The organism is uncultured Roseibium sp. (genome assembly GCF_947496995.1).
In the GTDB taxonomy this organism is placed as follows: domain Bacteria; phylum Pseudomonadota; class Alphaproteobacteria; order Rhizobiales; family Stappiaceae; genus Roseibium.
In genome coordinates this window covers 1,118,713-1,132,025 of record NZ_CANMFD010000001.1, presented here as the reverse complement: position 1 = coordinate 1,132,025, position 13,313 = coordinate 1,118,713, and the positions used below count along the sequence as shown (strand labels likewise).

Annotated in this window: 12 protein-coding genes; 8 read left to right on the top strand and 4 right to left on the bottom strand. The window is 59.9% G+C overall.

All coding sequences use genetic code 11. The features are described from left to right. Positions 1-3 precede the first annotated feature (3 nt). Complete coding sequence (locus Q1B40_RS05100; RefSeq protein ID WP_299810961.1) at positions 4-1,359, top strand: pitrilysin family protein; 1,356 nt, start codon at positions 4-6, stop codon at positions 1,357-1,359. 218 nt (positions 1,360-1,577) lie between these two features. Here Q1B40_RS05100 and Q1B40_RS05095 read toward each other — a convergent pair whose 3' ends face one another. Then, complete coding sequence (locus tag Q1B40_RS05095) at positions 1,578-3,116, bottom strand: EAL domain-containing protein (protein WP_299810958.1); 1,539 nt, start codon at positions 3,114-3,116, stop codon at positions 1,578-1,580. A gap of 454 nt (positions 3,117-3,570) precedes the next feature. On the opposite strand from Q1B40_RS05095, the gene Q1B40_RS05090 reads away from it, so the two are divergent. The 5 genes from Q1B40_RS05090 to groL all read left to right on the top strand — a co-directional run bounded on the left by Q1B40_RS05090 (position 3,571) and on the right by groL (position 8,912). After that, a complete protein-coding gene (locus tag Q1B40_RS05090; RefSeq protein ID WP_299810956.1) occupies positions 3,571-4,146 on the top strand; it encodes a hypothetical protein in 576 nt (191 codons plus the stop codon). Positions 4,147-4,372: 226 nt separating this feature from the next. Continuing rightward, positions 4,373-5,878 carry a sigma-54 dependent transcriptional regulator gene (locus Q1B40_RS05085; protein ID WP_299810954.1) on the top strand — a complete coding sequence of 502 codons (1,506 nt, stop codon included), beginning with the start codon at positions 4,373-4,375 and terminating at the stop codon, positions 5,876-5,878. A 233-nt stretch (positions 5,879-6,111) separates the two neighbouring features. Beyond that, entirely contained in the window at positions 6,112-6,630 is a 519-nt protein-coding gene (locus Q1B40_RS05080) for a hypothetical protein (RefSeq protein ID WP_299810951.1), read from the top strand. 293 nt (positions 6,631-6,923) lie between these two features. Further along, positions 6,924-7,211: a co-chaperone GroES gene (gene groES, locus Q1B40_RS05075; protein WP_068407444.1), complete on the top strand. Its 288-nt coding sequence runs from the start codon at positions 6,924-6,926 to the stop codon at positions 7,209-7,211. A gap of 57 nt (positions 7,212-7,268) precedes the next feature. Beyond that, complete coding sequence (groL, locus tag Q1B40_RS05070; RefSeq protein ID WP_299810948.1) at positions 7,269-8,912, top strand: chaperonin GroEL; 1,644 nt, start codon at positions 7,269-7,271, stop codon at positions 8,910-8,912. A gap of 486 nt (positions 8,913-9,398) precedes the next feature. On the opposite strand, the gene Q1B40_RS05065 is transcribed toward groL, so the two are convergent. Both Q1B40_RS05065 and Q1B40_RS05060 read right to left on the bottom strand, forming a co-directional pair. Beyond that, the gene (locus Q1B40_RS05065) at positions 9,399-10,316 is read right to left on the bottom strand and encodes a VOC family protein (protein WP_299810945.1); all 918 of its coding nucleotides are present in this window, start codon (positions 10,314-10,316) and stop codon (positions 9,399-9,401) included. A gap of 57 nt (positions 10,317-10,373) precedes the next feature. After that, positions 10,374-10,805, bottom strand: coding sequence for a DoxX family protein (locus tag Q1B40_RS05060; RefSeq protein ID WP_299810942.1), 432 nt, complete (start codon positions 10,803-10,805; stop codon positions 10,374-10,376). 127 nt (positions 10,806-10,932) lie between these two features. Here Q1B40_RS05060 and Q1B40_RS05055 point away from each other — a divergent pair, with 127 nt between their 5' ends. Next, the gene (locus Q1B40_RS05055) at positions 10,933-11,838 is read left to right on the top strand and encodes a LysR family transcriptional regulator (protein WP_299810939.1); all 906 of its coding nucleotides are present in this window, start codon (positions 10,933-10,935) and stop codon (positions 11,836-11,838) included. A gap of 175 nt (positions 11,839-12,013) precedes the next feature. Here Q1B40_RS05055 and Q1B40_RS05050 read toward each other — a convergent pair whose 3' ends face one another. Continuing rightward, positions 12,014-12,718, bottom strand: coding sequence for a glutathione binding-like protein (locus tag Q1B40_RS05050; protein ID WP_299810937.1), 705 nt, complete (start codon positions 12,716-12,718; stop codon positions 12,014-12,016). Between the two features lie 257 nt (positions 12,719-12,975). Here Q1B40_RS05050 and Q1B40_RS05045 point away from each other — a divergent pair, with 257 nt between their 5' ends. Then, the gene (locus tag Q1B40_RS05045) at positions 12,976-13,188 is read left to right on the top strand and encodes a SlyX family protein (RefSeq protein WP_299810935.1); all 213 of its coding nucleotides are present in this window, start codon (positions 12,976-12,978) and stop codon (positions 13,186-13,188) included. Positions 13,189-13,313: the final 125 nt, after the last annotated feature.

Genomic DNA, 13,313 nt, shown 5'->3' with positions numbered 1-13,313 from the left:
TCCATGACCAAGACAACCCAATTCCGGCAATCCGATACCAACCTGTTTTTTTCGAACCTTGCCTTTTTCATGCTGGCCATGGCCCTGTTCGTCACATTCGGACTGACCAAGCCTGCAAATGCCGTCGAGATCCAGAAGGTGACCAGCGAAAAGGGAATTGAAGCCTGGCTGGTGGAAGACCACACGGTGCCCATCATTGCGCTGAACTTTTCCTTCGAAGGCGGCTCCGCCCAGGACCCCGAAGGCAAGGAAGGCCTGACACGGCTGCTCGCCGCGACCATGGATGAAGGCGCCGGAGATCTGGATTCCGAAGCATTCCAGGCGCGGATGGAAGAGCTGGCGGTCAGCATCAGCTTCAGCACCGGCAAGGACAGGTTCTACGGCAGTCTGCGGACGCTCACCCCGACACTCGATGAAGCCGCTCAGTTGCTGGCGATGGCGGTCAACGAGCCGCGGTTCGATGCCGTTGCGGTCGAGCGGATGCAGACCCAGCTGTCGGCCCAGGCCAGACGCAACGAAAGCGACCCGGATTCGATTGCCGGCCGCTCGCTCGCCGTGTCGATGTTTGACAGCCACCCCTATGCCCGGCCGACCCTCGGCACGGACGAGACGATCAACGGCCTCACTCCTGCCGACCTCGCCGCCCAGCACGCACGACTTGTGGCCCGAAACGGGCTCACCATCGGCGTCGTCGGCGCGATCGACGCGCAGAGGCTGAAATCGATTCTCGACGAGGTTTTCGCACCGCTTGCCGAAACAGGCGACCTCGTCGCGGTGCCCGATCTGGAGCCGGAGTTCGGCAAGAAGGTCTACCAGGAACTGCCGGTTCCCCAGACCACGATCCTGTTGGGACTGCCGGGCATCAAGCGGGACGATCCGGACTATCAGGCCGCCTATGTGATGAACCACATTCTCGGTGCCGGTACCTTCACCTCGTGGATGTATCAGGAAGTGCGCGAAAAACGCGGCCTTTCCTACGGCGCCAGCACGTCGCTCTCGCCCTACCGTCACGCGGGCCTCCTGATCGGCTCCGCGGCCACCAAGGCCGACCGCGCCGGCGAGACCGTCGATGTCATGCTGGAACAGTTCCGGCGCATGGCCACGGAAGGTCCGAGCGAGGAAGAGCTCAACTCCGCGAAACAGTTCATCACCGGATCCTATCCGTTGCGCTTCGACAGTTCAGGAAAGATCGCCCGTCAGCTGGTTGCCCTGCAGAACGCAGATCTCGGCATCGACTATTTCGACCGCCGCAACAGCGAAATCGAGGCAGTCACGCTGGAAGACGTCCAGCGCGTCGCAAAACGTCTGCTGGCGGAAAAGCAACCGACCATCGTGATGGTCGGTCCCAAGCAGAGCTGAGAAATGCTTAAAGAGTGTTGGCGGCGGGCCCTGCCTGCCGCTCGCACCTCTTCGCATATGTTTCCCTACATCATCTCGCCGTAAGCTGCGCAGCGCTGTGAAGCCTCGCAAGCGTCAGGGATCGAACCTGTTTTGTGACAGGCACTCAGCTTGTTTCGCTGCAAGCCACTCAGAATTTCAAAGGATGAATTGTTGCCGCCGGCGCGCCGAACGGCTGATCAGCCTGCTGCCGATCTCCGCGGTCCCGGTGCCGGGGTTCCCTGGAGGACCTCCGCCTTGACCGGCCGAGGCGGCGAGAACAGGTTACCCTGGGCAAGCTTCACGTCATAGTCGAGCAGTTCCAGAACCTGGGACTCGGTTTCCACGTGATCCGTGATCAGCTCCATGCCGTAGCGGTGCAGAAGATCGCCGAAATCGGAAGGATGGATATGGCCGTGTTTGGCTTCTCGCCGGCCGATCAGATAGTCCGCGTGCAGCTTGCCGTATTTGAACCCGCGTCCCGCCAGCGAGTTGAAGTCCATCTTCATGTCGGAGATCTGGTCGATGGAGAAGCGGAAGCCGGATTCGTAAAGCGCACTCAGGCTTTCCAGTTCCATCGGCCCCATGTCCGCGACATCGGTCTGTGAGAACTCGAAAACGAGCGCATCGGCAAAGTTGCGGTTCGCCTTCACGAACTCCAGGAAACCCGGGAAGAAGGTCTCGTCGATCAGCGATTGCGAAGAGATATTGCAGAAGAGGACCGCGTTGCGATTGCGTGAGGTCAGCCGCCGGATGACCTGGATCGAACGGAACAGCAGAAGATTGTCGATGCGGGCGATCTGGCCGGACTGAACGGCTGACGGCATGAACCTGGCGGCTTCGATAAGGTTCCCTGCGGAATCGCGAAGGCGGGTGTAGGCCTCGTAGTATTTAACCTGGCGCTGCGGCAGAGAGACAATGGGCTGCAAATGCAGTTCGACGCGATTGGCATTCAGGGCCGAGGCGACCAGTTCCCGCATGGCCATATCCGGACCCGGCCGGTTCGGCTGCATCACGGCGCTGTCCCCGGACTGCCGGCCAGGTTCGTGCGTTTCGGCGGCGCGGACATCGGGCGCACGCGCCGTGTCTTCGGGGTGTCTGGGCGCGTGAACCCCGTAGCGGCGGTCCAGCTCAGCCATGTCACTGTGCCCCGTCTGCCCGCCATGGCCGTCAGCGGAAGGCGGAAACTGACCGTAGCCCTGCTGCGGATCCATCCTCTGATCCGGCCTTTCGTTCGGCGCCGGATAAGGTTCTGCCGGATAACCCTGATGCTGGTGGCTCTGGTGCTGGTGGCCCTGGTGCGGAAGTCCCTGGGGCTGCTGTCCCTGCGGATAACCCGGCAGGCTGGGCATCCTTGGCGGCGGCATCAGGGCCTGCTGGTCTTCCACCTTGGTTTCCAGATCGGCCATGGCTTCGGCCATCTGTTTCACCAAGGTGCCCAGAACTTCCACTTCGGCGAACAGGGGATCGATTTCCGCCCGGGTGCGGCGGGGAACGGCATGTTCCATGCCTGTCAGCCGGCCTTCCAGATTGCCGACATCCTCATCGAGGTCGGCCATCCGGTCTTCCAGACGGTCAACCGCCTCGCCGACGGCGCTGCGGTCGCGCGCCCGGCCGATCAGCAGATGAACGAGGATCATGGTGCACATGAGAGCGAGCGACAGGGAAACGGCCTCGCCAAAGGGACGGCCAAACTGGAACACCAGCACCGTTGCCGATGACAGCGCGATAACCGCCATGCAGATTGCTACGAATATGGTCCCTGTGCGGCCCATGGAGCGTACTATTCCAACTCGAATCAAAAATTACCCGTTAATCATGCCTTAAGAAACGACGGCCTCCGAATCCGCAAACTGCTTTACGGTGTAGAATCCGTGACTTGTCCCCTACTATGCTCGCTCTACCGCGCATTTTCGGCAATTCAATTGCCGTTGCGGCCACTGTTGATGTCTCAAGTCTCCCTGCGTAACAGAGCCTTTGTCCGGTAACCCAAAGGCCTTTTCAGCTTTGCATTCGACAGCGGCTCCAGTAAACTTACGTAGGGGAAGATAATCTCCGGCTATCAATAACAAGAAGGGGGGACCGGTATGGAGAATACCGGCCGAGGTATTTGGCGCCGTTTGCACCCGGATACTGCCGGGACAAAGACACAGGCGCCGCATCTCCGCGAAATTATATTCCGGCAGTTCAGCAATGGATGAGACGCGTCCCGGTCCCGAGCCAGCGCAATCCGGCGGCAGCAACCTTTCCGACCAGCAGATCCGAAGAGCCCTTGCCAGGACACTGAAAAGTCCGGAATTCCATTCGGCGCCCCAGCTTTGCGCTTTTCTCAGATTTGTCGGGACAGCCACACTCAAGCACGGCCGGGACAGTCTGAAAGGCTACACCATCGCCGTGGAAGCGCTCGGCCGACCGGAGGAGTTCAATCCGGTGACAGACCCGATCGTTCGCGTGGAAGCTGCCCGGCTGCGCCTGAGGCTGGAAAAATATTATTCAGGATCGGGATCGGGTGACCCTGTCCGCATCGTTATCCCCAAAGGAAGTTATGCGCCCGAATTTCGCCCGGCAGAGTGTACCGAGCGGCAAAAACCCTTCTCCGTGCCGCACGAAACTCCCCCTGACCTTTCCATTTCACATCCTCGCTCCGGGGCGCCCGGCAGGCTGGATACCGTGCTGACGCAGCGCTTTTCCCTGCCAGTCGTTGCGGCTGCCATGGCGGCATCCGGCGCTGTCTGCCTGCTGATCGGCTATCTGGCAGGCTCGATGTAAAGCCAAGGATCGGCGATCAGGCCCCTGACCGCAAAGCCTCGCGACCCTGTCAGGGCAGCCACAATCCACATTCGTGGGCATAACTCGCCTCTTTAGCGCTTTCTCTTTCGACTAAATGCAAAATGCGCGAACTGACAACGCTTTGTTTACCCTGTTCGGAGAATTATCAGATTGACGAATCTTTCGATTTCCGAATGACCGGTCGAGCGATGGGAGTTACCCAGCAATGGGGAGTAAAGAAGGCAATGCCCTGCCTGTGATTGTACGCGTATTGGATGCATCGGCTTCTGAAGCCGCCCGCACGTCCGCAGTGTGTGCGAAACTGTCTCACTCCTGCACGGACCCAATCCTTTATACGGACTCAGCCTCCTGTCTGCAGGACCTCGCGGACAAATCCACCGACATACTCATAATCGACCTGGAAACCATCGGCGGCGATGAGGCACTGGAAGCCTACGCCGTGCGGTGCCCGAAGGCGGTGATTCTGGCGGTCTCTTCAAGAGGATCCGTGTCGCGCGCCGTCAGCGCCATGCGGTCCGGAGCGCATGATTTCCTGACCAAGCCGTTCTCGCTGGACGCGCTTGCATCGAAAATCACCTTCCAGCTCGAGCAGCGCCGCCCCGTTCCCGCGCCCGTTGCGCCTGCTCAATCGGAGCCGCAGGATATCCGGCCCGCTTCCGTCAATTCCGATCTGGCCCCGCAGAGCAATCCGCAGGAACCGGTGCGCGAGGCGATGAACCGACTTATCGGTCACTCGGCGCAAATGCGCGATATTCACGACCAGATCAGCCGCATGGCGCCGTCGCAGGCGCCGGTTTTCATCACCGGGGAATCCGGGACGGGCAAGGAACTGTGCGCCAAAGCGGTTCACGACCTGTCGGACCGCCGGCCGAGCCGCTTCGTCACGCTGAATTGCGCCGCCATTCCGCGGGATTTGATTGAAAGCGAAATCTTCGGCTATGTCCGCGGGGCGTTTACCGGAGCGGTGGACAATCGGGCCGGTGCCGCGGAACAGGCCGACGGCGGAACGCTGTTCCTGGATGAAATCGGCGAGATGGACCTTCTGCTGCAGAGCAAGCTGCTGCGCTTCCTGCAAACCGGCACGTTCCAGCGCCTTGGCGACACGCAGTCGCGCAAGGTCGACGCGCGCATCATCTGCGCGACCAACCGCAATCCGGTTGCCGAAATATCGGCCGGCCGCTTCCGGGAGGATCTCTACTACCGGCTTCACGTGCTGCCGATCCACCTGCCGCCGCTGCGGGAACGCCGCGACGACATTCTTCCCCTGGCGGAGACCTTCCTGGAACGCTATTCGAAGGAAGAACGGCGCGGCTTCAGGGGCTTCGATGCCGATGCGGAAGCACGGATCGTTTCCTATTCATGGCCGGGCAACGTGCGCCAGCTTGAAAACACCATCCGGCAGATGGTTGTCATGAATGACGGCGCCGCCATCACCTTCGACATGCTGCCGATGGTCATCCGTGACCAGAGCAGCCGCCCGAACGCCATCATCGATCTGTCCCGGGAACGGTCCCGCGTTGCCGCGCCGAGCCGGCCCTTCGGGTCGATCGAACCGCTCTGGGCCCAGGAGAGGCGGATCATCGAGGATACGCTCGACGCCTTCGACGGCAATATCGCCATGGCCGCCGCCGCGCTGGAGATCAGCCCGTCGACAATCTACCGCAAGCGGCAGTCCTGGACGGAACGCAGCCTTCTGCCTCTGATGTCCTGATTCTTCTTCTCCGCACCACAAAGATCACCGGCGCGACGCTTTGACGGGTAAATTTCTGCAAGCCGGACGCGACGGCGTTTACCGCATCGCACGCATTTCCTTGTCATATGTGCGAATTCTGTCTATATCGGCAAAATCGCTAAGAAAAGACAAGACTTAAGGGCGTGCGGGGAACGATGACATTGTTGGCTGGAAGACTTGCATCTCGGTGGATCATATCCGCCGTTCTCATCATGGTCGCAACACTGACAGGTATACTGTCCGCACAGGCCCAGTCGGACACCGGCTCAGCTCCCTCACAGACATTCCTTCAGGCACGCGCCGCTTATGACACGGCGTGGGAAGCATCCGATCTTGCGTTCGACACGGTGACGCTCACCGATGGCGGCAGCCAGAGCTACGGGCAATACACCCCGCGCGCCAGCTCGGCCTACAGCGATGGCGAGACCCTGTCCGTCTATGCCGAACCTGTCGGCTACGATTTTCGCCAGACCGGTGACAGCTATGCCTATGAGCTGACCGCCAGCTACCGGCTGCTGAACCTCTCAGGCCAGGTTCTGGCCGAACAAGGCAATTTCGCAACCTTCTCCGGCAGCGGCCGCGCGAAAAAGCGGGAACTCTCCGCCTCTCTCAATTTCCAGTTCAGCGGTCTGCCCGCCGGCGACTACAAGCTGGAAGCCACCTTCACCGACGCTGTCGGCGGCAAGCAGGCCGGCTTCACCCTGCCCTTTTCCGTCACCGCGGCGAACTGATCCGGCAGGGCGTCGCCCTGCACATTGCCGCCATCTTTTGCAGGCAATGTGGCGCGGCTTTACCTCAACCGGCACTTTCGCCGGTCTTCGCGCCATTCGGCGCATGAATTCTCCTCACCAAGCATTGACAACGGACGTGCGGATGCATAAATCCAAGGCGCTGTTAGCACTCGCCTTAAGGGAGTGCTAATTTGTGACGGGAGACAAAAGGGCTCCCGTGAAGTTCAACCAGATTATCATGTCTCGCGCGCTGCCTAATTGCGTGGGGCGCGCTCATGAGAGGAAACAGTCTTATGGCATTTCGTCCACTGCACGACCGTGTCGTTGTTCGCCGCGTAGACTCCGAAGCGAAGACCGCAGGCGGAATCATCATTCCGGACACCGCAAAAGAAAAGCCGCAGGAAGGTGAAATCATCGCCGTCGGCACCGGCGCCCGCAAGGACAGCGGCGAGCTGATCCCGCTGGATGTCAAGGCAGGCGATCGCGTCCTGTTCGGCAAATGGTCCGGCACCGAAGTCAAGATCGATGGTGAAGACCTCCTGATCATGAAGGAATCCGACATCATGGGCGTGATCGCTTAAGTTCCAGCGAACCGCTTCTGATCTCAACCAAATTCCACAAACAAGTGAGACGATCCTATGTCTGCTAAAGAAGTAAAATTCGGTTCCGACGCTCGTGAGCGCATGCTGCGCGGCGTCGACACGCTCGCAAACGCCGTCAAGGTGACCCTCGGCCCGAAAGGCCGTAACGTCGTTCTCGACAAGTCCTTCGGCGCACCGCGCATCACCAAGGACGGTGTTTCCGTTGCCAAGGAAATCGAACTCGAAGACAAGTTCGAAAACATGGGCGCACAGATGGTGCGCGAAGTGGCTTCCAAGACCAACGACATCGCTGGCGACGGCACCACGACCGCAACGGTTCTGGCCCAGTCCATCGTCAAGGAAGGCGCCAAGGCAGTTGCTGCCGGCATGAACCCGATGGACCTGAAGCGCGGCGTCGACATGGCTGCTGCTGAAGCCGTCAAGGCCCTGGAAGCTGCTTCCAAGACCATCACCACCTCCGCTGAAGTTGCCCAGGTCGGCACCATTTCCGCGAACGGTGACGAGCAGGTTGGCAAGGACATTGCCGAAGCCATGCAGAAAGTCGGCAACGAAGGCGTGATCACCGTCGAGGAAGCCAAGTCTCTGGAAACAGAGCTGGAAGTCGTCGAAGGCATGCAGTTCGACCGCGGCTACCTGTCCCCTTACTTCGTCACCAATGCCGACAAGATGCTGGCTGACCTGGAAAAGCCTTACATCCTGCTGCACGAGAAGAAACTCTCCAACCTGCAGGCCATGCTGCCGATCCTGGAAGCTGTCGTTCAGTCTTCCCGTCCGCTGCTCATCATCGCTGAAGACGTCGAAGGCGAAGCTCTTGCGACCCTCGTCGTCAACAAGCTGCGTGGCGGCCTGAAGATCGCTGCCGTCAAGGCTCCTGGCTTCGGCGACCGCCGCAAGGCAATGCTCGAAGACATCGCCATCCTGACCGGTGGTACGGTGATCTCCGAAGATCTCGGCATCAAGCTTGAAAACGTCACCCTCGACATGCTCGGCACCGCCGAGAAGGTGTCCATCACCAAGGAAACCACCACCATCGTCGATGGCGCGGGTTCCAAGGACGACATCCAGGGCCGCGTTTCCCAGATCAAGGCTCAGATCGAAGACACCACTTCCGATTACGACCGTGAGAAGCTGCAGGAACGTCTTGCCAAGCTCGCTGGCGGTGTCGCAGTCATCCGCGTTGGCGGTGCGACCGAAATCGAAGTGAAAGAAAAGAAAGACCGCGTCGACGACGCTCTGAACGCAACCCGCGCTGCTGTCGAAGAAGGCATCGTCCCGGGTGGCGGCGTGGCTCTGCTGCGTGCGAAGAAAGCCGTTTCGGCCCTGTCTTCTGCCAACCCTGACATTGCCGCCGGCATCAAGATCGTTCTGCGCGCTCTGGAATCCCCGATCCGCCAGATTGCTGAAAACGCCGGTGTCGAAGGCTCCATCGTTGTTGGCAAGATCCAGGAAAACGACGATCCGACGTTCGGCTTCAACGCCCAGACCGAAGAATTCGTCAACATGATCGAAGCCGGTATCATCGACCCGACCAAAGTTGTCCGTACTGCCCTGCAGGACGCAGCTTCCGTCGCCGGTCTGTTGATCACCACCGAAGCCATGGTTGCCGAGCTTCCGAAGAAAGACGCTCCGGCAATGCCGGGTGGCGGCGACATGGGCGGAATGGGCGGCATGGGCTTCTAAGAAGCCTCACGCTCAAAAGTCTTACGGAAAGGGCGGTCTTCGGGCCGCCCTTTTTGCATGCGGCAGCGCGTCCCCCTCGTTTCAGATTGTGCCAGCTTGCAGTGCGGGTAAGCAGCATGGGCTTCCAGGAAGCCTCAAGCTCAAAAGTCTTGCGGAAGCGGTAGTCTCCGTACCGCCTTCAAACCGCTGCCCCCTGCGGTTACCCCCAAGGGGTCTACGGCGATAGCTGCATGGGCCAGATCCAGGATCCAGACATGTATCTCGCCATGGGCGCGTCTTGTTTCGTGATTTCAGAGGCTTGACTGGTTGAGTGCACGCTTGCGCTCGCGCTGACGTGCTGGTTTCCGGATCAGCGTGCAGCGACGCTGGACTTGTCCGGAAAGACACACTGAAAAGTTTGTCAGCGGTCCGAGATCGCTCCATAGAGCTGCCCAGCTCACGCTTCCCTAGGAAGGTTTCGCCATTTCCACGTCCATTCACACCCATTTACAAGTTCGTGACCTGGTAAGCGGGAATGAGCGACATTTCAGTCCCGCTGGGATCAAAGCCGGTCAGCTTCGTTCCGGATGTTTTCAACAAGCCCCTGGCCTTCGCCATGATCGCTGGATCGTGCACATGCAACGTGTAGCCGGTCAGCCGCGCCATGAAGGGGGGAGCGGGCGAGAGGTTTTGCCCGGCCCAGATGTTCAGTCCAAGGCGATGGAGAGACCTGCCGCCAAAATTCATATCTGCAAAGCCAAACCCGGGGATCATGAGACTACGGCTGAAACCTATGCCTTCAAACCATTGCGTGGCGCTGTCGAGAGCCGGAATCTGGAGATGCAGATGTGCGAGACTGGCCTCGTCCGACAGGGGCGCACCCAGATCGGCCCCGCGCGCATGTCGCAATTCCGCTTGCACGTCCAGGGGCTCGCGGCCGCTATGCGGGTTTCCATCGATATCGTACATGGCGAGACCCCTGGACAGGTCCCCGAAGCGGCCGAAACGCTCGGGCGTCTCATAAACGATCTCGATCCCCAATCCGTCGGGATCGCTCAGATAGATGGATTTGGAGAGGAGATGATCCGTCGGCGAGACGGGCACGCCCGTCTTGATAAGCCGAGCCAGAATACGTGAGAACTCTGCCTGGTCGGGCACCCCGATAGCAACGTGGTACAAGCCCAAATGCTCCCGGCGCACCGGCCTCAATGCACCGGCAAGCAACACGATGAGGGTCTTTTTCCGGGTTCCGAGTTCGGCCGTACTGCCGTCCTGTTGGCGAATTCCTAATCCCAACACCCGTGTCCAGAAATCCACGGCGCGGGCAAGGTCAGTAACCTGAAGCTCAGCGACGTCCCAGGACAGGCCTTCGTGCTGATTGCCCTCTCCGGTCTCCCGGATGGTGCCTAAAGCATCGGTATTCATGGCGTCATCCTTCCGGCCGCGCCCGGGGAAGGCCCCGGACCGCGGTTCTGCTGTTTTTCAGGCGCGGGGAACGATCACAGCTTTGCGGCTGCGGCCCCAGATGATCAGCACGGCCAGGCCGAGGTAGATCAGGTTGAACGGCAGTGCCATGAATTCACCACGATACATGTGGAACGGAATGGCCAGCACCTGAATGGCCGCCAGCCCTACGGCAGCGTAAATCGTCAGCTTCGGCATGATGCGGGTCGCGGCAGGCAGGATAAGGCCGATGATGCCGAGCAGTTCCATTGCGCCGATAAAGCGCACGAAGCCAAGCGGCGCATTTTCAGCCCAGGCGATCCCCATCTCGACCATCTCCGTGTGCGACAAGAAAAGCTTCATATAAACGGACATGGCGTAGAGCAGGCTCAGCACCACCGCTGCGACCCAAAGGCCGATATTCCATTTGGTGCTGGAAGGCGTTGTCGATGTTTCGTTTGCAAGTGTCATAGGTCCATTCCTTCAGGATGCTCGCCACCAAGGCGGAGCAGTTGCTATCTGAGGCGGACCTTATTAGTTTCCTGAAAGGAGATCATCTGCGGTAAATTTGATGCTGTATTTCTTTAGAGTAAATTGAATGGACACCCTTCTCAGCCTGCGGGTATTTGCTGAAGTTGCCGAGCACAGGAGTTTCGCCTTTGTCGCGGAACGTTTGAAACTCTCGCCCGCGATGACGACCAAACACGTTCAGCATCTGGAAACGCGGGTCGGTGCCCGGCTGCTGAACCGCAACAACCGCAATGTCAGCCTGACGGAGGCGGGAGTGCTCTACCTTGCGAGCGTGCGCCCCTTGCTGGAAGGATTGGCCGAGACCGAGGCCCAACTGTCGGAAACAACGCTGGCGGCAAAGGGAACGCTGAAGATCAGCATGCCTGTCTGGATGGCGAACCCGATGTTCGGACGCATCATGGCAGCTTACCATGCAGAGAACCCCGAAGTGGTTCTGGATTTCGATTTGAACAGCAAGAAAGTCAATATGGTCGAGGAAGGGATCGATCTGGCCTTGCGCGCGGCCCCGACACTGGACGACGGCCTGATCGCACGCAAACTCGCCTATGTGGACTTTCCGCTGGTGGCCTCTCCCGGTTTCCTCGACCGGTTCGGCCGGCCGACTACCTTTGACGATCTGTCCGGCGCACCGTTCCTCATATATTCGCCGATGGTTATCGGTGACCGCCTCCGGTTACGGGAGTACGCCGATTTGCCGGACATTCGCTACAAGCTGGTGATGCAAAGCGAAAACGAAACCCTGATCCAGATCGGTGTACGCGAAGGCATGGGCTTTACCTTCCTGCCTTATTGGCTTGCCAAGGACGATCTGGCCACAGGCCGGCTGGAAACCGTGCTGCCGGACGAAATCTGGCCAAGAGTTCCGATTTCGGCAATCTACCCCGACCGCAGTTATCTGCCTGCCAAGGTACGCAGCTTTCTCGATTTCCTGACCGGACCGGAAGGGCTCGGACAGAAGACGCCCCCGGGTTGAGGTACGGTTGGTACCCCTCCCCTGCAAGGCCCCGGACTGTCCGAGTTTGCAGCAGACGTCGTTGACCGGACCGCATCTGAAGAACGTTGCGAGAAGAGCGCGTTGCAGAGCGATATGGCTCACCGGTCAATGCGCGCGATGAGGCCTTGCGACCGGCGCCACTGCTCCCGCCGCATCAGTCTCTTGCAGGAATATTCACCGCTCTCTCGCTCGCCGGGCGGCGCATGCATGTGTCCAGCCAGCGCATCACGTTCTTGAAATCGGCGAGGCCGAGGACTTCTCCCGCCTCGTAGAAACCGCCGAGGTTGCGGATCCAGGGCCAGGCGGCGATATCGGCGATGGTGTAGTCGGAGCCGACGATGAAGTCGCGGGTGTTCAGGTGCCTGTCCAGAACCCCGAGCAGGCGCTTGACCTCGTCGCGGTAACGCTCGAAGGGGCGGCGGTCTTCATAGTCGCGGCCGGCGAACTTGTGAAAGAAGCCAAGCTGACCGGCCATCGGGCCAAGGCCGCCCATCTGCCACATCAGCCACTGCATCGTCTCGGCCCTCAGGGCCGGGTCCGCCGGCAGCAGCTTGCCGGATTTCTCACCCAGATAAATCAGCATGGCGCCGGACTCCCACAGCGGCAGCGGCTTGCCGTCCGGGCCGTTGGGATCGATCATCGCCGGGATCTTGTTGTTGGGGTTGAGCGACAGGAATTCCGGACTCGTCTGGTCATTGCTGGCAAAATCCACCTTGTGCGCCTCATAGGCAAGACCGGTCTCCTCCAGCATCGCCGACACCTTGATGCCGTTCGGCGTCGGCAGGGAATAGAGCTGAATCCGGTCCGGATGCCGTGGCGGCCATTTGCGTGTGATCTGAAATTCGGACAAGTCGGACATGAAGTTCCTCAATCGACGGTTTGTTAAGTCAGCCGTTTTTTCCGGCGGCACGCGCCACGATCCAGCTCACCGGACAGGGCGTCCCGGACGCTGTTTCAAACTATCGGCAAAATCCGTCGATTGAAATTGTTGCGTCGCTGCCGACGCCTTATAAGGTCGCCGGTGATTTGTCTTCCCGAAACGGCCCCCTTTCAGCCGGAGGCGGAAAAGCAGATCGATCCAATCGTGTTCCGCGACCCAACCATCAGGAGGTGCCCATGGCGGATGACCATGAACAGAGGCTCGAAAAGCTTGAAATCATGCTTGCCCACGCGACGCACACGATCGACGAACTCAACACCGTCATCGTCGAACAAGACAAGAAGATCGACAGGCTGACGCGGCTGTTGGGCAACATGACCGATCAGGTGGAAGAACTCATGGAGAACGTCCTGCCTGGCCACCAGAGCGAAAAGCCGCCGCATTACTGATCAGATCCGGACAGAGCCCCTGTCCTCGCCGGACAGCCGGTGCCATCCGCTGAACCTCCTGCTTCGTCGCAAGCTCTCCTGACCGCACTCCCCGTGTTTTGACACAGGACATGGAATTGCGGCCC

Excerpts from the sequence above, each read along its gene's own strand:
- Q1B40_RS05100 (WP_299810961.1), top strand. The coding sequence starts at position 4 with ATGACCAAGACAACCCAATTCCGGCAATCCGATACCAACCTGTTTTTT.
- Q1B40_RS05095 (WP_299810958.1), bottom strand. The coding sequence starts at position 3,116 with ATGGCGGTTATCGCGCTGTCATCGGCAACGGTGCTGGTGTTCCAGTTT.
- Q1B40_RS05090 (WP_299810956.1), top strand. The coding sequence starts at position 3,571 with ATGGATGAGACGCGTCCCGGTCCCGAGCCAGCGCAATCCGGCGGCAGC.
- Q1B40_RS05085 (WP_299810954.1), top strand. The coding sequence starts at position 4,373 with ATGGGGAGTAAAGAAGGCAATGCCCTGCCTGTGATTGTACGCGTATTG.
- Q1B40_RS05080 (WP_299810951.1), top strand. The coding sequence starts at position 6,112 with ATGGTCGCAACACTGACAGGTATACTGTCCGCACAGGCCCAGTCGGAC.
- groES (WP_068407444.1), top strand. The coding sequence starts at position 6,924 with ATGGCATTTCGTCCACTGCACGACCGTGTCGTTGTTCGCCGCGTAGAC.
- groL (WP_299810948.1), top strand. The coding sequence starts at position 7,269 with ATGTCTGCTAAAGAAGTAAAATTCGGTTCCGACGCTCGTGAGCGCATG.
- Q1B40_RS05065 (WP_299810945.1), bottom strand. The coding sequence starts at position 10,316 with ATGAATACCGATGCTTTAGGCACCATCCGGGAGACCGGAGAGGGCAAT.
- Q1B40_RS05060 (WP_299810942.1), bottom strand. The coding sequence starts at position 10,805 with ATGACACTTGCAAACGAAACATCGACAACGCCTTCCAGCACCAAATGG.
- Q1B40_RS05055 (WP_299810939.1), top strand. The coding sequence starts at position 10,933 with ATGGACACCCTTCTCAGCCTGCGGGTATTTGCTGAAGTTGCCGAGCAC.
- Q1B40_RS05050 (WP_299810937.1), bottom strand. The coding sequence starts at position 12,718 with ATGTCCGACTTGTCCGAATTTCAGATCACACGCAAATGGCCGCCACGG.
- Q1B40_RS05045 (WP_299810935.1), top strand. The coding sequence starts at position 12,976 with ATGGCGGATGACCATGAACAGAGGCTCGAAAAGCTTGAAATCATGCTT.